This is a genomic window from Streptomyces sp. NPDC059010 (assembly GCF_042740355.1).
Classification (GTDB): domain Bacteria; phylum Actinomycetota; class Actinomycetes; order Streptomycetales; family Streptomycetaceae; genus Streptomyces.
Map to the genome: position 1 here is coordinate 21,871 of NZ_JBHYJA010000056.1, position 18,559 is coordinate 40,429.

An 18,559-nucleotide genomic window follows, 5' to 3' on the forward strand; every position below is an offset into this window, starting at 1 on the left:
CGGCGCCCTTCGTCTCCATGAAGGAACGCCGGGGCCTCCGTCACGCGAAGAACCCCACCAACAAGCTGATGATGAGCCCGAGCCCGCCCACCACGACCAGCGCGAGGCAGGTCCGGAACAGCCGTTGGTTCGGTGCCTGGCTGGAGGAGAGGCCCGTGATGGTGGCGAAGACGCCCATGGCGAGGGGCATCAGGCCACCGAAGAACCACGCGCACCCGGTGGCGATGGCGCCGACCCAGCCGTGGTCGGCCTTGTAGGACGTGTCGCCGGTCTTGATGGCCTCGATGACGTAGCCGCGCTGGTGCAGGGCGTCGCTCTTGAGCTCGGCGTTGAGGTCCTTGACCGAGCCGTCGCTGGACGCGAAGGTGCCGTAGCACCACCTGGTCTTCGTCTTCTTCCGGGAGCTGCTCGACGTGCTGGAGCGGTACTTGTAGTCGACGGTGCAGGTCTCCACCGTCAACTTGCCCTTGGTGGACGTGGCGTAGGTGTAAGGGCCGAGGTAGGCGCCGAGGGCCATGAGGACGACGCCTACGAGGATCAGGCCCGCGCCGATGAGGCGGCCGAGGCTCGAACGGTCTCCCGGTGCGGCGGCGTTCGGCGCGGCGTTCCCGTGTACTTGGGTCATTGAGGGTTCCTCAGGATCTGGAACAGGAATCTGGAAAGGGAGATACGGGCGTCACAGGACGAGGGCGCAGACCAGTGCCCCCAAGGCGCCCAGCGTGAAGAGGCCGCCCAGGACGGGGCCGGTGACGGTTCGGGCGGGCAGGCGCTGCCAGGAGGCCCCCAGGCCGGGGCCGCCCCGGGCGCCGAAGCCGGTGAGCAGGCAGTAGATGCCGAAGGCCAGCAGCGAGAGGCAGAACGCGAGGATCGCGGCGTCGTCCCCGGGGTCCCGGTCCTGCGGTTGCTCGAAGGTGTCGTCCACCTGAATCACGGGGATTTTCGCCCCGGTTTCGAAACGCGACGAGGTTTCCACCGCTACGTCCTCGTACGCGGCTTTACTGTCGTCCGCGCGCCAGTTTCCGGTGCAGCTGAACTTGAGTTCGGTGGAACGCCTGTGCTTGCCGTAGTGGGTCTTCGTGTGTGTTTCGCATGAAGAGACTGTGAGGGTTCCTTCGGTGCCCTCCCCGGCGAGTTCACTGCGCAGTTCCGGAATGGTCACCGCGGCGACGACCATGGCCACGAGAAGCAGCCCCAGGCCGAGGAGTCTTCCCATCCGCAGACTTCTCGTACTGCCGATATGTGGCTGTGTTGTGACCACTTTTGGTGTCCCCTTGAATGACTTGACGATCTCTTGACTTACGGGTTTGGCGGCGCAGTGCGCGAGGAGTCTAAGGTATCGGTCTGTCGTCCAATATGAACTACGGCAAGGGGAGTCCGGGGGAGAGTCATGGAGTTCGACACCTTTAGCGTGGAAACGGATGTACTCCGGCGGCAGGGAGGGAAGTTCGTCGACCTCGGCGGCGATTTCTCCACCGCGTCCAAGCGGCTTCAGGACGCCCTGGAAACGCTGGGAGAGCCGTGGGCGGATGCGGACTTCGGGGAGATCTTCGGTCAGGTCTACACGCCGATTCGCGACGGAATCTTCACATCGATGGACAGTCTTGCGGAACGGCTGCAGAAGGTCGGGCACAACCTGCAGGACATGGCGCGCAACTACGACGCGGCGGAAACTTCGAACAGCGGTCAGATGGACGGGCTAACCGGCCAATTCTGAATTCGCCGGTCAACTCTAATTAAATTCGGGGGATATTGGCATGTCGCTCACACTGCCCGGTGAGCTTGTCTGGGTGCTCGACCTCCTCGGCTACACCTGGCCCGAAGTGGACGAAGAAGCACTGCACAAGGTCGCGGAGACCTGGCGGGCTTTCGGCGAGGAACTCGAAGGCATCCAGAGGGAGGGCGAGGGCCTCGCCCGCACGGTCGTCTCCCACAACTTCGGTACGGCTGTCGAGGGGTTCAGCAAGGAGTGGGGCGCCTATACCGGCGCCAATGGCGAGGACAGTTATCTGCCCGATGCGAAGACCGCGTGCGAAGTGATCGCCTTCGCATTCGACGCGGCCGCGGTGGCGGTGCTCACCGCGAAAATCGCCGTGATCGTCCAACTCATCGCGCTGGCCATCGAGATCATCGCCGCGCAGGCGGCGGCACCCTTCACCTTCGGACTGTCCGAGGTCGGCGCGCTGGGCGCGACGCAGGCCACACGGCTGATTGTCCGGGAGCTGCTCGACAGGCTCAAGAAGGAGGTCATGGAGGCGGTCACCAAGGCCATGGAGCACGCCACCATGGACGCCCTCAAGAAGGTCGCCAAGGAGCAGCTGGAGAAGATCACCAAGGAGAAGGTCAAGCAGTTCGCCAAGGACCAACTCAAGGAGCAGGGCAAGCAGTTCGTCCAGGAGAAGGTGGTCGACGCGGCCAAGGAGAAGGCCACGGAAGCCGCCGTAGGAATGGCGCAGAACATCGGGCAGCAGAGCATCGAGGCCCACTTCGACGCCCGGTCCGGTGTCGACTTCGGCGAGACGGCGGACGTCGCCAAGAAGGCGGCCGGCGAGTATGTGGACGGGCTGAAGAACGAGGTCACCGGCGGCGAAGGGTCGACCTTCGCCGACTACGTCGACCCCGGCACGCACGTGAACAACGCCGTCGACGCGGCGACGGAGCGGGTCACCGGGGCGGCCGGGGATCGTGTGCAGCAGGGTGTCGACGCGGTGTCCGGGCACGGTGCGGGGGCCGGTCAGTCGTCCCAGGCATCCGACGGGGGCGCTGACAGCACTGCCGCGGCGGGTTCCGGCTCTTCGAACAGCACGCAGAGCAGCACGCAGAACAGCACCCAGAACTCCACGCCTGCGGCCAACAGAACCCCAGCCGCCGCCTCCACCGCCGGCTCCCGCTCCTCGAACACCTCGGGCAACGCCCAGGAGTGGGCTCGCAGCGAGTTCGGATGACGAACCCACCACGTACGGGAAACGACAGGCAGCCACAGGAAGGACGGGCCAAACCCATGGCCGCGGACCGCGAGATCCAGGACGAGGAACTCATGGGCGTCGCCCAGGACCCCGAGCAGGCCCTGCGGCTGCACCGTTCCCTGCGCACCATCGCCGACACGACCTCGCTCGACCCGGCGCTGCGCGACATGGCGCGTGCGGTGCTGAGCGGGAGCGTCGACGTCAAGGACGCGTTCCAGGATCCGCGCTACACCGAGGCCGTGTTCCAGCGGATGCACGAGATTCGCCGGGCGGCCGACGACCAGACCTTCGCGGAACGCCAGCAGTCCAAGGCCCGGTTCGCGGACTGGGACGTACAGCAGCAGGCGGAACTGGACCGTGCACGTGCCGAGCGGGACGCGCCCGTGCACGACTCCGGCAGGGAAGGGCGGCGGGCTCAGCGCTGAGGCGTCGTGACGGGCGGCCGGACCCGCCCTCTACCGGCTGACTTCGCCCTCTATCGGCCGGTCCCGCCCGCTATCGCGAGGCTCCGCGCGTACGCTCACGGTGTCCCTTGCGATCCGGCATGCCGACATGGCCGACCTCACGCTGGGTCTCACCGAGCCACAGTTGCGGGACCTGCTGTTGGATCGCCGTGACCAGCGCCTCCCGTGAGCCCACCTGGAGGGGGAGGCGGTAGCGCAGGCGCGGGAGGGTCGGGTGCAGTGGCTCCTCGTCGCGGACGAGAGGCCACAGGACCGGATCGTCGCGGTCGATGGGAGCGTTGGGACACAGCTCGATGGAGTAGACCTTCATGCTGTTCTTGGCCTGGCTCCAGTGCAGCCCGACTCCGGCGAGGCTCTGCCAGAGGATGACATTCTGCTCCTTGCCGTTGCTCACCCACAGTCCCGTGTGGTCGACGCTTACGCTGGCTTTCCGTGCCGACCATGTGGCGATCAGGCTGCCCACGCTGATGAAGCCCATGAACAGCCCGATGACGATTCCCCCGATCCCCTTGAGGTCGGGTCCACCCTCTCCGAGCCCGGCAGTCATCGCGATTCCGCCGAACAGGAGCAGGGCGCTGAAGGCCGTGAGCACGATTCCCAGCGGGAGCATCCGCCGCGAGGCTCGGCGGCCGGTGTGTACGACGGTGGCGGTGGGGGAGGGGGAGAGCCCAGGGGAAGGGGAGGGGGAAGGGGACATGGGCGGAGTCTATGGGCGGAGTGCGGAGGACGTCTGAGGGCGCCCGTCAGGTCGGGTGTGGATCGCTAGGCTCCGCTGCCATGACCAAGCACGGCGATGAGACGCACGGCGACGAGACGCACGGCTATGAGACGCACGGCTATGAGACGGCGAACACGCCGGACGGGACGGGCGGCCGGCCGTTTTCCTCCGCGTCAGGGGCGAGCGTGAGCGCGGACGAGTTGCGGGCGCAGTTCCAGGCTCAGGGGCGACCGGGGCTCGTGGAGAACCGGCGGCGCGATGCGCGGCAGGCACGTTGGACGTATGCGGCGTTCGCCGGGCTGGTCGCCGTAGTCTGCCTCGTCCTCACCGCTATGCGCTTCGGCAGGGGCGACGCCGCGGGTGCCTGGGTGGCCCTGTATGCCCTGGGTGTGGCCCTCAGCAGTTGGGGTTTCGTGCTCGCGCGGATAGGGCGGACCCGGTGGGCGCTGGCAGTGACCTGCATAGGGGCAGCTTTGGCGGGGCTCGGCGACAGCCCCGCCTTTCACTGAGACGTGCCTCAGAGACATGCCTCAGAGACGCACCTGAGGGACGTACCTCTGAGACGTGCCTGAGGGGAAGTCAGGCCTGGCGGCGCCTGTTACCGACGAGGTAGGCGAGCCCGAAGGCGACGACCGCGGCGAGCACGAGCCCGAGCGGGGAGAACCAGTCGACTCCGCCGTTGATTTCGTCGTTCCACCATGCCTTGGCGGGGATGAAGGGGTCGGCCTCCATCATGTCGCCGATGGCGGCGGGCGATTGGTCGTCGGCGATGACGAGCGGAAAGGCGTTGGTGTAGCCGAAGAAGGCGCCGAGCGCGGCGATCACGGAGCCCCAGATCCAGGCGCCGTGGCTGCGGTGACCCACCGCACCGATCAAGGCGCCGACGATCGCTCCGTTGATCAAGGCGTGGCCCAAGTACATGGTGTTCGCCATGGTGAGGGTCTGGTCCTTGTACGTGAGCATGATGAGGCCGCTGTAGAGCATCGAGACGATGAGCGAGGCGAAGAGCCCGAGGAAGACCGCGCCCACCGGATGGCCGCTTGCGTTCGGCCCTTGGCCGTAGGGCATCCCCTGGTACGGCGGCGCGGGGTGCATCGGGTGCATCGGCTGCATCGGGGGCTGGCCCGGGGCGGGCATCGGCGGCTGTCCTGGAACAGGCGGCGGCCCGGCCGGCATCGGGGGCTGGCCAGGGGCGGCTGCCGGCCCGAAGCCCGGTGACTGCTGCGGTGGGGCCGGCTGGTTGTACGGGTTGTAGGCGTTCGGAGGTTGCTGCGGCGGTTGCTGTGGCTGCTGCGGTGGCTGCGGGGGCGGTTGGAAGGGCGGCTGGCTCATCGAATTCCCACTGAGTGAATTGGCAGAAGCAGCAAGCTATCAGTGAGATCAGGAGGGGGGCGTCGGAGCCGGAGCGGGCTACGTGAAGGCGCTGGAGCCGGCCTCTGCGCCGAACCCACTCCCGCCGTCGCCGTCCTCCTGGTCCATGTACCGGTACTCCTCGTCCAGTCCGAGGACGAGATCACGGGCCCAGACGGCGAGGAAGCGCGGACAGCCCCACACGTCGGCGGGCCAGGCGGCCTCAGGGACAGCGGACGTCCGGGACGTATACAGGTGCTGGAGGTGTGCCGCGAACTCGCGGCGGTTGTAGCGCTTGACGTCCTTGTCCGGGTGGTCGTCGCCGTGCGGGCAGTCGGCTTCGAGTGGCGTCCGGTCGACGGCGCGAAGCAGCGCGCGGACCTCGCGGCCGACGCCGTACGGCAGATCGCGGACCTCGGTGACCCAGAGGGCGAGGAGCAGCAGGACGAGTCGCTCGTGCGGGTCGTCCGTCGTGGGATGCCGGCGGGCGGCCCACACGGCGATGTTCTCCGCGCCCTCGTCGAAGTCGTCGCCGTCGACGACGTACTTGGTCAACGCGACGATGTCGAGGGTTCCCTCCGGCAGCACATAGGTGTGGCCCAGGGAACTGGTGTCGCGTATCCCGAACTTCGACGCGTACGCGGTGCGCAGCTCGGTGAGTGCCTCGTCGGCGAGGCCGCGCAGATAACGCGGGCACAGCCACGCATCGGGCGGGTATTCGTCGAGCGTCTCCCGAAGCTCCGCCCGGCCTCCGGGGCTGCGCAGGTGGAAGCCGATCTCTGCGATGTCGGCCGACTCGAACTCGGGGTCCGGATGCTCGTCGTCGCCGTGTGCGCAGAGCGACGGGTCCCCGAGCTTCGGCAGCACAGCTTCCAAGCCCTCGATCATCGCGTCGAAGACCGACCGCTCGGCGATCCGGTAGACGGCGTACCAGCAGCTCGCGTGCTGGGTGATGACGTAGCCCGCTCGTGCCCCCTTGGTGGCGAGCCAGTCGTCGACGCCCGCGTTGGACTCAAGGGTGGGGCCGGGCTCCCAGTTGGGATAGTCGCTGAGGATCGAGGACAGGCTCTCCACCGACGAGGTGTGGTCCTCCGGTACGACCGCGGGGATGCCGTCGGCCGAGAAGGGCCTGATCATGTCGGCGGTGACACGGGCGATTCCGGCGATGTTGGCCGGACACAGATCGGCCTCCTGGCGGGGGCGTTCGGGCCAGTCGGCGAAGAGATACGAGGTGGGAAGCCCGAACCAGGCCGGGTCGTCCTCGGCCAGCTCGCCGAACTCCTCCTCGTACGGGTGGGTCTCGTGCGCGCAGCCGCGCTCGCCGAACGCCGACGCGGCGGCCAGCAGCGCCTCGACCGCAGCTCGTTCGGCCTCAGCCGTTGGCTGCCCGGCGAGATACCGCACCATCTCCGCCAGCCCGGCCACCCACACATGCGCCGTATCGCCACCGGGGTCGGCGATCAGGAGGCGTGCGCAGTCGAGTACGAGGGGGTCGGCCTCGTCGGGGCTGGTGTCCGCGCCGACCCTGCTCCAGGTTTCGGAGGAGGATTGGAAGGTTTCGAGCAGATTGGCCGTAGGAGATGCGTCGGAGCTCTCGGGGTTCTCTGGGGTGTGGATCATGTCCTCTAACGACGTGCGATCGGCGATGGCGGTTGCCGCGCAAGCTCCGCGTACGGCGCACGTACGGTACGCGGCACACCTACGGCCTACGACGCCACCAAGGGGACGGGACAACGATGAAGACGGACGCGAACGGCCGGCCGAACCTGCGAAAGGTCGGAACCGGAGTTCCCGGGGTAGGCCCGGCTGCTGCGAAACGGGGTGTCGGCAGCCGCATCGGGGCCGGAGCGGTGGGCATCTTCTTCGTTTTCTTCGGCTTGGTCCTCATCGCGTCGGGCTACGAGGAAGGCCCCGCGAAGGTGCGTGGCGCCACGCAAGGGACGGTCACCATCGAGCGGTGCGGCAAGGACGTCATCGGGGACGACGTGGAGTGCTCCGGGACCTTCCGACCTGACGACGGCGGAGCCCGCCTCGACGTGGAGGACTTCGAACCCGGTGCGGACCGTGACAGGGGAGAGGAGGTGCAGGCAGTGGCCGACAGGTGGGGGTCGTTCCGCCCCGGCTCGTTCGCGTCGTACTACGTAGAGGCTGTGCGGTTCTGGTGCGTCGGCACGGCGATGTTCGGCGTGGCCATCTTCCCGCTGAGCGCTGCGGTCCGTTCCGGGAGCCGGCCCATCCGGCGCGGGACGCGAATCACCGCGCTCAGCCTGCTGTTCGGCGGTCTGTTGGGGTGTGGCCTCTGCGTCTTTGTGAGCTCCGTGTTCCTTTAGGGGCCATCCTTGAGGGCATGGCGCGTCGTGGGTGCGGCTGCCCGGATGTCAGCCCCGTTCATCCCCGTAGGAGGCCAAGTCCCAAGTGCTGTCCTCGAAGTCGTGCCCCTCAAGGATGAGGGTCCACGCCTCGGCGCGGGCGGCGGCGCCATCGATCTGCTCGCACCACCTGGCGAGGCTGTGCTGAGCGTCCTTGTGGTCGGCGAGGTAGGGGAAGTGTGTCCTGCGGAACTCGTCGTACAACCGGACCATGGCGAAGAACTGTGTGAGGCTGCTGCCGGCGACGGGGTCGGGCGAGCCACCCGTGGTGTCCCTGAAGAGCCGGCCCGTGCGGCCGTCGAGTAGGAGTCTGGAGTACATCCAGGTTCCGAGCTCGTAGAACGGGCCGCTGCTGGGTGCCTCGCTCCTGGCTCGGCGTTGCCGGGGCACGTCCCGGCCCCGACCGGGCCAGGCCACTTCGGGCAGGGGGCGGTCGCTGCGCGGGGTGATGGCGAGATGCAGGAAGTCGCTGATCTCAGGCAGGCCGGTCTCGGTGAGGAAGCGACGCGCGGCAGGGTCGTCCAGCCCTTTGGGGAGCTGATCCTCGGCCAGCCGATGGCAGGCCCCGACGCCAAACGTTTCCTGGAGCCAGTCCCGCATTCCGTCACCCCGCAGAGCAGCGGACGCGGACGGCGGCAGCGGCCATGGAGCAGACCGGGTATGTGCGGCGACCAGGGGCCGCTTGAGATATGTGTCCTGCGCTGCGCTTCCAGCCGCCTGGACGGATACGGCGAAGAGGTCCCCGGTGCCGGTGAGTACCCAGCGCCCGTCGACGTAAAGGCCTTGTGTCACCGCGGACGGGCAGTTGGGCGGATGAGGGAGGGTGTCCGTCCCCAGTCGCCAGCCGCTGTCCGTGTGTTCGGCGAAGGTAACGGTGGATGCCCCGGGACCCGGAGGGCGGCGTGCGTTACTCCAGGGGAGATCGCCTTCCGACAGGGAGGCGCGCACCTCGACCGGAGCTGAGGCAGGCTCCCCGGTCACAGGGCTCCACTCCTGACGGAGGTATCGGTATTTCGGGTAGGCGTTCTTGCCCGTGGTCACGTCCCGGGCCGTAACGATGGTCAGGCCGGACTCGCCGACTGCCACGCCGAGTTCGTCGACACGACCGGCCTCGTCCTGGATTCGGCCGAAGATGCCCGCGGGGCGCCAATGGCTCCAAGTGGTACGCCACGGCAACGGAACCCCCGAAGCCAGTAGCTGTTCGGCCAGCTCTGCGCGCCCCGCGCTGAGTGCCGCGTGATGGAGCCAGGCCACCCACTCACCCTGTGACGAGGGGGAGATGCCCTGAACCTCCAGATAGTGCAGCATCGCGGCCACGCTCGCATACGGCACTCCGTCGGGGTGGGCGATGGCAAGTGCCTCGCGCAGCGCGGTGGCCGAGCACTGGGCCAGCAGCCGCCCGTCGCCCAAAACGCGGGGGAGCGCACAGGCCAGCGCTGCATGGAGGGGGAGAGCGTGGGCGGCGTACCGGCTCACCGGTCCCTGCTGGGACCAGAGTCCCGGTCTGCCGTCCGCGGCCTCGGCCACCAGCCTCTCGACGGCGCGGGACTGGGCCACGGAATCCCAGGGCTGTCTGTGCCGCCATGTGTGGAGGAGGGCCTCGGATCGGAAAGCGACCGATGACCGGCCCTCCTCCACGACCAGGACGTCCGGTTGCCGCTCGGCGAAGGAGAGAAGGGCTTGCGCCGCTGTGGGCGCACCGCCCGCGGAGGACAGCAACTGCCAGACGGGCAGCGGCACCTGGCGCAGCTCGGCGGCGGCCAGTGCTCCCAGCCGGCGAGCCGCAGCCGGTTCCTCCTGGGCAGCCCCCTCGGCCGAAGTCGGCGTGGGTAGGACGACTTCGTATTCGGCGACCCGGGGAGGGGATACGAGGTCTGGGTCGTACTCCGCCATGACCCAGACCTCACGGCCCTCGAACCGTCGGAACCCCGGAGCCAGGATCTCCGCCACGCGGGCCGGTTCGGTCGACGTCAGGACCTCACCCGCGTACTGCACATTGGCGAGGAGGAGGACACAGGGACGACCGGCAGGGGCGGCACTGCACTCTTCGCGCATGCGAGTGGCCACCGTGTCGGCACTCAGACCCCGGCAGTCGATGAGTGTGGCGCTGGGCCAGCGGTTCCGAACTGCTTGTAGATACGCGGTCTTGCCGCTCAGCGCCGGACCGAGAACGGAGAACACACGCCGCTGCTGTGCGGGCAGCTCCCGCCAGATCTCGACGCGAGCCCAGTCCTCGGCGTTGATCTCGCGCACTGGGGTGAATTCCTTCCATTCCGTGGGCGGCGGACCCCCGGTCCGTCAGACCCGGTCCTCGAAGTTGTAGTCCTCGAAGCCCCTTTGCCAGCCCTGTGTCTGGAATGCCCGAGGGTCGATGAGGTTCAGCCAATGCTGTACATCCGTCTCCGTGTCCTCGGTCGACCAGTCGGAGGCGCGCCACCACACGGTCCAGCGCGAGTTCTGCCGTGACTTCAGCGGGGTTCGGGGTGGCGGTGGTGGTCATGCGTCGGGTCTTGTCCACCGTCAGATCTTCTCGGCGTCGGGGTCGGTCAGGGGGGCGATCAGCCGGTGGTTCGCAGTGCAGCAGTCCAGAAAGTGGTGTCTGCGTCTGTGTCTGGGCCTGTCTCTGCGCCGCCGTCGAGGTCGGGCAGCGTGTACTCCAGATCGTCCCTGATCGCGACGCGCTCGATACGGCTCCCCGCCGAGGCCAACATGCATCGGGCCACAAGGTAGTGCTGGAGCAGGTCGATGAACGCGGCCAGACTGCCGGCGATCAACACGGCGCTGGTCTGCTGCTCGCCGTCGCCGTCGCCGTCGTCGGCCTCATCGGGCTCGTCGTCGAAGTAGGCATCGAAGTCGTCGTCGACGCTGCTCCAGTCGTCCGCACCGAACAGGATGACCTGCCCCGTTCCGCCGTGCAGGACCAGGTCGCCGGCACCCCACGTACCGATCTTGAAGTACGCACCTGGGACGGCGTCTGCCGACAGGTCGCCAGGGGCGAGCCGGGGCAGACCCACTTCGTCCAGAGCCTCCAGCCGGATCGCGGCGCCTTCGAAGGCGGGCAGTCCGACGTCCGTGAGAACGCGGCGTGCCTCGGCGTCCGTCACCCCCTCGGGCAGCAGGCCGGTGGGCAGGCGGCGTACGACGCCCGGTTCGAAGAGGTCGGGGTCGTACGTGCCTCGGCGCCGTGCTGTCCCGTGGTGCAGTGCGGGGAGGAAACCGGAGTCGTCGAAGAGCGGCTCCCCGTGCACCTTGCTGAGGCGCGGACTTGCGGCGGGGTCGTGGAGCTCGACCGCGAAAATGCCGCCGAGCCCCGTCACGACCAGGAGATCGCCGACCCTCACCTGATCCGACACGAAGGGAGGTTCCAGGGTGTCGAACACGGTCAGATCGTCCCAGTCGGGTGTGACGTTGCGTTCCACGTCGGTGAGCCAGAGCGGCTCGCGCCGCCCCGGTGCCGGCATCGCCTCCGGCCAGGGGCCGGCCAGCTCCTCGCCGGTCTCGGCGTCCCAGACCCGGTATCGCTCGTCCCATTCCCCCGGAGCGGAAACGGCGTGCAGACCGGGGAGATAGTCCTCAGGGGCCACGACCGGGTCCCCCAGTGGACCGGGCCGAACGTACGCGGCGTTCACGGCACCCGGCGGCCGCCAATGGGCCCAGCGCACCTGCCACGGCAGCGGCTGGCCGGACGAGGCGATCTGGGCGGCGGTCTCCGTGTCGCCACGCACCGTACTCATCAGATGCAACCACGATGCCCATTCACCCTGGGACAGGGAATCGACGCCGCACATCCACAAGTTGACCGCGTCCCCGGCTGGGGACGCACCACTCACGACATACGAGTCGTCGGCGTGGGCCGCGTCGATCAGGGCGACTTGATCGATACGGGCGACGAGCCGGCCGGAGCGCTGAACGGAGTCGAACTCACCGGCCTGCACGGCGTGCATCGCCAGTCCTTGTGCCAGGTACTGGCCGGCCGTCGCTGCCGCGGGCTGATCGCGCAGCCAGGCGACCAGTTCCACATTCACGGCTCGTACGATCTCGGCATCGGTGGTCAGACGCAGCCTCTCGGCGTGCCGCTCGTCACGGAAGCGGACCCAGCCGTCGTCCTCCACTTCCAGCAGCCCGCCAGAAGCCTCCAGCGCTGTGGCGACATCCGGAGACCGGCCCACATGGGAACCCAGCGCCTGGGCGAGGGCGGTCCACACGGGGAAGGGAACACGACGGACCTCGGCCAGTGCCAGTGCACGCAACGCTTCAGTGTCCGTGCCGTCGGGCAGGTGTCCCACAGCCTCTTGAGCCTCTTCGGAACTGCTCGGGTGCAGTGCCACGACCAAGTGATCGTGTGCCAACCGGACATCCGGCAGGTCCCGTTCGATCACGACCTTGAGACCGCCGCCAACGGCCAGTTCACCGGTGAAGCGGTGCACCATGCGCTCGGGCTCCGTGGAGCGCCGAGTACGGCCCGCACGGTGGGCATTGACGATGATGACCAAACCGCCACCGAGCGGGGAGTCTTCAAGTTCGAATCCCCAGTCCGCCCGCTTCTCCGGCATGGCGGTGAACCCAGCAGCCGTCATGACCCGATCGATGAGGTCCTCACAGGTCAGCCCGGTGGCATCCACAAGCATCGCCTCACTGCGGGCCTCACTCAGCCGCAACAGCGTCTCTGTCCGTCCGGACCCAGGAGGACCGGTCAACTCGGCCACTCGCTGGGTCCCATTGTCCGACCACTCCAGGAGCTCGGCCAGGGCTTGTTCGGGCGGTACGGGCGAAGGGGTGGGTGTCTGACGGCTCATCGCTGAATCTGCTGACTTTCGGTGTGTTCACGCAGGGACGGGCTAGGGGGCTACTTTAGCTGCGGTGCGATCCCCTTCCAGAGGGCTTCGACCTTTCTGACATGTCTGACCATCTCGCGGTCGCGGGCCTTCTCATTGGCCGTAACCGGGAATTTCTTCTTGACCTCAGCCGTGATCTTTTTCTTCTCGTCATCGGGAAGAGCGGCTCTTGGGTCCAACCCGAGCTCTGCCCGGCGCTGTTTCTGGAGTTCCCTGGTGAGTTCGGATCGCTGCTGATCTGCTGGGTCGGCCCGGTACGTGGTGCTGTAGTAAACAGGCGCACCGGCCAGACGTTCACCCAGCAGATTTGAGCAGTTGGAACTCCCGAGTCCGCCCTTCTTGTCGCCACACGGCTCGCGTTCGGTGTACAGGGCGGTGATCGTGTAGTTGCGCCCAGTGCCCTCATTGGCCTTGTTGACGTCGTCGATCCAGTCGGCGATGTGTCGTTCCGAATGCAGACCGGTAACCCCTGACCGGCTTGGGAACGATGAGTCCGTCACGTATTCGATGGTGCCGTCGTCCCGCTGCAACTCGACTACTGCGAAGTTTCGTTGAGTCAGGTCCGGAGTGTGTGTCTCCGGAACTCCGAGCTTCGTCATCAACTTTCTGACGCGTTCGCCGGGTGTCTTGTGCTTGGCGGCGCCTTCCGACTCCTTATCGGTGTCCATCGGATTGCTGTTCACGCCGTACTGCTCATGAGCCGATTGGCTGAGACGGGCCAATGTGGAGATGACCAGCATCTTCTCGCCCCGGTTGAGGGACTCGAATCCGGGCAGGGCCTTGTTCAACCCATCGGATGTGAAGGTACGGGGTCGGTCCGCGGAGGCATTCGAGTCCGACTCGGAACCCGCAGCCACATTCAGGACATGAGCGAGCTCACCGTTCTGGGCCCAGTCCCGCAACTGTTGGTCGACGTGGCCCTGCTGTAGGCGGAAAACAGGATTGGTCTGGCGGACACGCTGCTGGGAATCGTCCGGGTCCAGGTTGCCCTGTTGCTCCTTCTTGTCGCCGAACTCGCGGTCCAGACGTGGATGAGAGTCGTCGGGGTGTGGTTCGAGTCCGGCCTTCTTGTCCTTGCCGTCCTTGTCGCCGCTGTCGTCCTTGTCGTTCGGATCCTTGCCGTCTGCGTTCTGGCCGGCGGTTGGCTGGCCGGCCGGTTCGGCAGCTGGTCTCCGCGCTGTGTCGGCAGATGATTCCGGGGTGATTCGAGGGTTGCTGCGGTTGGTATCAGGGCTGTTGGAGTCCGAGGCACCGGGCCGGTTGGGCGTCACCGGCTGCCGGTCAGAGTCCAGCGGAATCGCGAAGACCCCGTTGTCCCCGCTGTGCAGCGGCTTCGAGCTCTGCTGCCCTGTCTGGGCGTCGATGTAGGTGATCTCGCCGTTGTGGTTGACGGCGTTCCACGCGTGCGCCCGTCCGTTGGCGTCCTGCGTGATGATCACGGCCTGGGAGCCGTGGCCGCTGTCGCGGAGGGTGTTCTCCAGGCGGTTGAAGGCGTCGGACCCGTTGCCCATGTCGTTGAAGCGGGCGCCGAGGGTGTTCTCGATGCGGTCGCGGCCGCCCTTCTCGCCGCGGTCAGAGGGGTTGCCGTCCGCGTCCAGGTCGGGCGTACGGCTGGCCGCTGCCGTGGGGTTGCCCGCGTAGGTGTCCACCGTGGACAGGGCCACGTCGACACAGTTGTTGTTGCGGCCGGGGGCGTCCCGGCCTTCGCCGTTGATGCGCTCGACCCAACGGCCGTCCGCCGGGTTCGGCGGTCGGGTCGGGTCGCCGTTCTCGTCCCGTGGGACCGAGTTCTCCAGGGCGTCCTGCTCGGCGCGGGTGGGGTCGGTGACGCCGCCCGGGGGGTTGGTGTTGCGGGTCTGTGAGGCCGGGGTCGGGGTCTCCTTCGGCTTCGGGTTGTCCGAGGAGTCCTGCTGGTTGGCGTGGTGAGGGGCGGAGTCCGGGTTCCGTGGGATGGACTGCCCAGGCTGGTTGTTCGGCACCGTGGTCACGTGGTGGACCGGGACCGGGACGACCTGAGGCTGCTGCTGTTGGTTCGGAGTGTTTGCCGGGGGCTGCTGGGTGGTGGGCTGCGAGCCCGGCTGGTTCGGGGTGTTCGGAGTGTTTGGCGTGTTGCCCGAGGGCTGCTGGGGTGGCCTGGTGGGGGACTGGCCGCCGCTCGGCTGGTTCGGGGTGCCGGGTGTGCCCTGAGTGGCGGGGCCGGGCTGGGTCGAGGCGTTCGGGGTGCTGTTGCTCGGTGTCGAGGAGCCCGGCGCAGCGTTGCCCGGGGTCGAGGAACTCGGCGTACTGCTGCTCGGTGTCGACGTGTGGCCGGATCCGGTACCGGTCGAGGTGGAGGGCGTCGGCGCGGGGGTGCTGGTGGACGGCGAAGCGGCCCTGGGGGAAGTCGACTGGCCCGGAGTCTGGTTCGGGGTGGTCGTACTCGGGTTCTGGCCCGGTGTGTTGGTACGGGTGCCGCCGGACGAGTCCCCGGTGTTGCGGGGTGGGGTGCCGTCACCCGGCGTGGCGGTCCCCGGGCTGTTGCGCGGCGGAGTGCGGTCGCCCGGCGTCGTACCCGGAGTGTTCCGCGGCGTGCTGCCGTCCCCCGGGGTCGTAGCCCCGGGGCGCTGGGTCGGTATTCGACCGTCCGGCGTGCCCTGGGTCCCTGGCGTACGCCCATCCGTCGTACCGGGTGTCCGGCCGTCCGGCGTCGGTGTCGGCGTACTGCGAGGCGTCGTCGGCGACGTGGGGCTCGGCGTGGATGCCGGGCCGGTCCCCGTGGTGGACGGCGTACCGGTGGAAGGGTTCCTCGCCGGACTTGAGTTGGGATTCGGGCTCGTCGCGGACGGCGTGCCGGCGCCGCCGGAAGCGCCCGTGCTGTGGTGCCCACCCGGAGCCGGCCCCCCAGTCGAAGGCGCCGTGGGCGACGTCGGCATGGCCGAGCCGCCACTGTCCGAACGGCCGCCGGTACTGGAGGGAGACGAGTCGGCCGTCGGCGTCGGCGCCGCGTTGGACTGCGTGGGCGCACTGGCGGCCAGGCCGTCGATCTGGGTGCCGAGCGAGCCGCCCCCCGGCGAGGACGACGTACCGCCGGACGACGCGGGCCCGGGAGTGGGCGTGGACTGCAGGCTCGGGGACGACAGACCGGACACGGGGGAGCCGCCGCCGGAGTGCGAGGGGCCGGACGTGCTCGGTGTACTGGACGAACCGTTGGAGTCGGAGCCGTTTGACGAGGGACTGCCGGACGACGGACCGCCGGACGAGGGGTCGTCGAAGTCGGACAGGGACGGCCCTGTGGACGGCGTCGGCCTGGAGTACGGGCTGTCCGATGAGGACGGATTCCCGGAGTCGGATCCCGGTCCGGAGCCGGAGTCGGGGCCCGCGCCGATATTGGGTGCGGGGATGTCGGCGCCGCCTGTGTCGGCGGATATGCCGCTGCCTATGTTCGCCCCGGGGATGTTGCCGTTGCCCGAGCGCGTCGAGTTGGAGGAGTCCGACCCTGACGAACTTGAGTCGGAGGACGACGAGTTGGAGGAAGAGGAGTCGGAGGACGACGAGTCCGTGGAGGACGAATCCGAGGACGAGGAATCCGAGGACGAAGAGGACGAGGAGTTGGAATTCCCCGCCCCGGAGTCGCTGCCGACGTCGCCCCCCGACGGCCCCGAACCGAAGTCGTACCCGTCGATCCGGCTGTCGACCGCGTGCCGGGCTCGGCTGCCCGCCTTCTGGCCCAGGCTGTCGCGCACGCCTTCGGCGAAGGTCTGCGGGCTCTGCCTGAGGGCGTCGAGGCCTGCCTCGCCGCCGGCCTTGAGGGTGGCACCGACGTTGTAGCCCTCCTGGGCGCCGAAGCCGACGTTCACCGTCTGCCGGATGAGATCGGAGACCATCGCCTCGACCGCCGAGATCGCGGGCTCCTTCAGCGTCTCGATGAGCGCCTCGATCATGGCTTTCTTGAGCTCGTCGAGGAGGCGTCGGACGATCAGGCGCGTGACCTGGGTGGCGCCGAGGCCGGCGACCTCGGACAGGCCGAAGGTGAAGGGCGCGGCGGCGTGGGCGGCGACGATCTCGATCGCCAGGGCGATGAGCTGGGCGATCACCGCCCACTTGGCGAACTCGACGAGGTAGGCGCAGGCCTCCAGCACGTTCGCGATGAGGAAGGCGGCCTCGGCGGCGCTGCGGAGGTAGCCGTCGTTGCCGCCGCCACCGTCGAACTTCTCGTAGGTCTTGGTGAACTTGTCGATCGATTCACCGGCGTTGTGGGCCGTGACCTGACGCGCGCTGGTGTTCGCCTTGGTGTGGAACTCGTTGACCTTCTCGCCGAACTCCCGCCACACGGTGGCGCAGTCCCTGAGCTTGTCCTCGTTCGCCGTGGGCCACTTGTAGCCCAGCATTTCGAGAACCCATTCGAGCTCGTCCGGCAACATCATCGCCACAGCAGAAAGCACCCCCGTCAGACAGCACGGCCGCACAACTCCCTCACCAGCCGAGGGAAACCACACAGATGTACAGCCGTGCCCATAGCTTACGGACTCATCCGCAGGCGACTTCAGAGTGTTGCTGTCACAAATTCGTTCCAGGGCAGGGTCGTTGCGCCCGGCGCCACTCGACCCGTACGAGCAGCCGTGTCACTGCGTACGGCCCCGGGTCCGCTCCTTGTGTCCCTTGACGTCCGGTCGGCCGATGTGGCCCTGCGCGCGCTCCGACTCACCGAGCCAGATGTGGGGGGCGTACTGCTGGACCGCCGCTACCACCTGCTGTTGGCAGCCGCTGGGGAAGGGGACGCGGTAGTGCAGGCGGGGCAGGCCGGGATGGAGCGGCTCCTCGTCGCGGACCAGCGTCCACAGGACCGGGTCGTCCCGGTCGATGGGGCCGGTGGGGAACAGCTCCAGGGAGTAGAGCTTCTGGCGCTGGCCGAGCTTGCTCCAGTAGAGGCCGACCCCGGCGAGGCTCTGCCAGGGGATGACGTTCCGCAGCCTCCCGCCGTCGAGCCACAGGCCGGTGCTGTCGACGAGGATCCGCGACTTGCGGTTCGCCCAGTTTGCGATGAAGAGGAACACGCCGAGCACACCCAGCGCCAGCATGAACACCAGGCCCGCGTACCCGCCCGGGGTGGACTGGCCCTTCTGGTTCCCGGTGGCAATGACGACGGCACCGAAGACGCCGACGGCACCCATCGCGATGAGGAGGACGGAACAGGGGAGTCCGACCGTGGCACCTCGGCGGCCGGTACGTATGACCGTGGCGTCCGGCGCGGGGGAGGGCGTGTGCGATGGCAACATGGTGCGTGAGCCTAGCGAATTCACCTACGCTGCCTCGTCATGACTACGCACGGCCGGGAACTCGGCGGGGAACAGGTAGAGATGCAGATGCGAGACGGCGAGGGCGAGCCGACCCAGCCCGGCGTGGATGAACTCAGGGTGAGTTTCGCAGAGCAAGCGGACCCGGGGTTCGCGAGACAGCGGTCACAGCAGGCGCGGAGCGCTCGCGGCAGCCTCATGGTCGTAGGGGCGTTGGTGGCGCTCGTCTGCCTCTTCGCGATGGTGGCAGGACTCAACAGCGGTACGCCGGCCGGCGTGGGGACCGTGGTGTACGGCCTGGCCTTCGTCCTCGCCGGTCTCAGCGTGGAGTGGGCACGGCGCGCCCGCACCCGCTGGGCCATGGTGGCGATCATTCTCGCGGCGGCCGGCGCGTCGCTGGCGGACGCGCTGCCCTGACCCTCTGGGCCGTTCTCTGGACCGTTTCTGTCCGCTTGAGAGAGAACTTGAGACAGAAGCGGGGGGGGGGGGCCCCCCCAGCGCGTGCTCGCCCCGGCGGGAGCGGGAGCCAGGGGGCCCGCGCCCCAAGACGGTAGTGAAGACAGGGTGAGTAACACCCTAGATTGGGG

Annotated in this window: 15 protein-coding genes; 6 read left to right on the plus strand and 9 right to left on the minus strand. The window is 68.2% G+C overall.

Annotated features, from left to right (window positions below):
* Nucleotides 1–40: 40 nt before the first annotated feature.
* Both ACFWYS_RS40290 and ACFWYS_RS40295 read right to left on the minus strand, forming a co-directional pair.
* On the minus strand, nucleotides 41–625 hold the full coding sequence (locus tag ACFWYS_RS40290) for a hypothetical protein (protein WP_384780640.1): 585 nt from the start codon (nucleotides 623–625) through the stop codon (nucleotides 41–43).
* Nucleotides 626–676: 51 nt separating this feature from the next.
* A complete protein-coding gene (locus ACFWYS_RS40295; RefSeq protein ID WP_384780644.1) occupies nucleotides 677–1,213 on the minus strand; it encodes a hypothetical protein in 537 nt (178 codons plus the stop codon).
* A gap of 174 nt (nucleotides 1,214–1,387) precedes the next feature.
* On the opposite strand from ACFWYS_RS40295, the gene ACFWYS_RS40300 reads away from it, so the two are divergent.
* The 3 genes from ACFWYS_RS40300 to ACFWYS_RS40310 are packed head-to-tail and all read left to right on the plus strand — an operon-like array spanning nucleotide 1,388 to nucleotide 3,388.
* Nucleotides 1,388–1,714, plus strand: a complete 327-nt coding sequence (locus ACFWYS_RS40300) for a hypothetical protein (RefSeq protein ID WP_384780647.1) — start codon at nucleotides 1,388–1,390, stop codon at nucleotides 1,712–1,714.
* A 40-nt stretch (nucleotides 1,715–1,754) separates the two neighbouring features.
* Nucleotides 1,755–2,942, plus strand: coding sequence for a PE-PGRS family protein (locus ACFWYS_RS40305; protein WP_384780650.1), 1,188 nt, complete (start codon nucleotides 1,755–1,757; stop codon nucleotides 2,940–2,942).
* Nucleotides 2,943–2,998: 56 nt separating this feature from the next.
* Nucleotides 2,999–3,388 (plus strand): hypothetical protein, encoded by a 390-nt coding sequence (locus ACFWYS_RS40310; protein WP_384780653.1) that lies wholly within the window; start codon nucleotides 2,999–3,001, stop codon nucleotides 3,386–3,388.
* Between the two features lie 70 nt (nucleotides 3,389–3,458).
* Here the strand turns inward: ACFWYS_RS40310 and ACFWYS_RS40315 are convergent, their stop codons facing one another.
* The gene (locus tag ACFWYS_RS40315) at nucleotides 3,459–4,124 is read right to left on the minus strand and encodes a hypothetical protein (protein WP_384780655.1); all 666 of its coding nucleotides are present in this window, start codon (nucleotides 4,122–4,124) and stop codon (nucleotides 3,459–3,461) included.
* Between the two features lie 80 nt (nucleotides 4,125–4,204).
* Between ACFWYS_RS40315 and ACFWYS_RS40320 the strand changes: the two genes are divergently transcribed.
* On the plus strand, nucleotides 4,205–4,654 hold the full coding sequence (locus ACFWYS_RS40320) for a hypothetical protein (protein WP_384780658.1): 450 nt from the start codon (nucleotides 4,205–4,207) through the stop codon (nucleotides 4,652–4,654).
* A gap of 70 nt (nucleotides 4,655–4,724) precedes the next feature.
* Here the strand turns inward: ACFWYS_RS40320 and ACFWYS_RS40325 are convergent, their stop codons facing one another.
* Both ACFWYS_RS40325 and ACFWYS_RS40330 read right to left on the minus strand, forming a co-directional pair.
* The gene (locus tag ACFWYS_RS40325; RefSeq protein ID WP_384780662.1) at nucleotides 4,725–5,282 is read right to left on the minus strand and encodes a hypothetical protein; all 558 of its coding nucleotides are present in this window, start codon (nucleotides 5,280–5,282) and stop codon (nucleotides 4,725–4,727) included.
* A gap of 273 nt (nucleotides 5,283–5,555) precedes the next feature.
* Nucleotides 5,556–7,115: a hypothetical protein gene (locus ACFWYS_RS40330; RefSeq protein ID WP_384780665.1), complete on the minus strand. Its 1,560-nt coding sequence runs from the start codon at nucleotides 7,113–7,115 to the stop codon at nucleotides 5,556–5,558.
* 116 nt (nucleotides 7,116–7,231) lie between these two features.
* Between ACFWYS_RS40330 and ACFWYS_RS40335 the strand changes: the two genes are divergently transcribed.
* Nucleotides 7,232–7,825 (plus strand): hypothetical protein, encoded by a 594-nt coding sequence (locus tag ACFWYS_RS40335; RefSeq protein WP_384780668.1) that lies wholly within the window; start codon nucleotides 7,232–7,234, stop codon nucleotides 7,823–7,825.
* A gap of 48 nt (nucleotides 7,826–7,873) precedes the next feature.
* Here ACFWYS_RS40335 and ACFWYS_RS40340 read toward each other — a convergent pair whose 3' ends face one another.
* From ACFWYS_RS40340 to ACFWYS_RS40355, 4 genes are all read right to left on the minus strand, one after another.
* Nucleotides 7,874–10,117: an SUKH-4 family immunity protein gene (locus ACFWYS_RS40340; protein ID WP_384780671.1), complete on the minus strand. Its 2,244-nt coding sequence runs from the start codon at nucleotides 10,115–10,117 to the stop codon at nucleotides 7,874–7,876.
* 305 nt (nucleotides 10,118–10,422) lie between these two features.
* Entirely contained in the window at nucleotides 10,423–12,441 is a 2,019-nt protein-coding gene (locus tag ACFWYS_RS40345; protein WP_384780674.1) for an SUKH-4 family immunity protein, read from the minus strand.
* A gap of 269 nt (nucleotides 12,442–12,710) precedes the next feature.
* The gene (locus tag ACFWYS_RS40350; protein WP_384780677.1) at nucleotides 12,711–17,102 is read right to left on the minus strand and encodes a toxin glutamine deamidase domain-containing protein; all 4,392 of its coding nucleotides are present in this window, start codon (nucleotides 17,100–17,102) and stop codon (nucleotides 12,711–12,713) included.
* 198 nt (nucleotides 17,103–17,300) lie between these two features.
* Complete coding sequence (locus tag ACFWYS_RS40355; protein ID WP_384780680.1) at nucleotides 17,301–17,954, minus strand: hypothetical protein; 654 nt, start codon at nucleotides 17,952–17,954, stop codon at nucleotides 17,301–17,303.
* Between the two features lie 39 nt (nucleotides 17,955–17,993).
* Between ACFWYS_RS40355 and ACFWYS_RS40360 the strand changes: the two genes are divergently transcribed.
* The gene (locus ACFWYS_RS40360; RefSeq protein ID WP_384780683.1) at nucleotides 17,994–18,389 is read left to right on the plus strand and encodes a hypothetical protein; all 396 of its coding nucleotides are present in this window, start codon (nucleotides 17,994–17,996) and stop codon (nucleotides 18,387–18,389) included.
* Nucleotides 18,390–18,559: the final 170 nt, after the last annotated feature.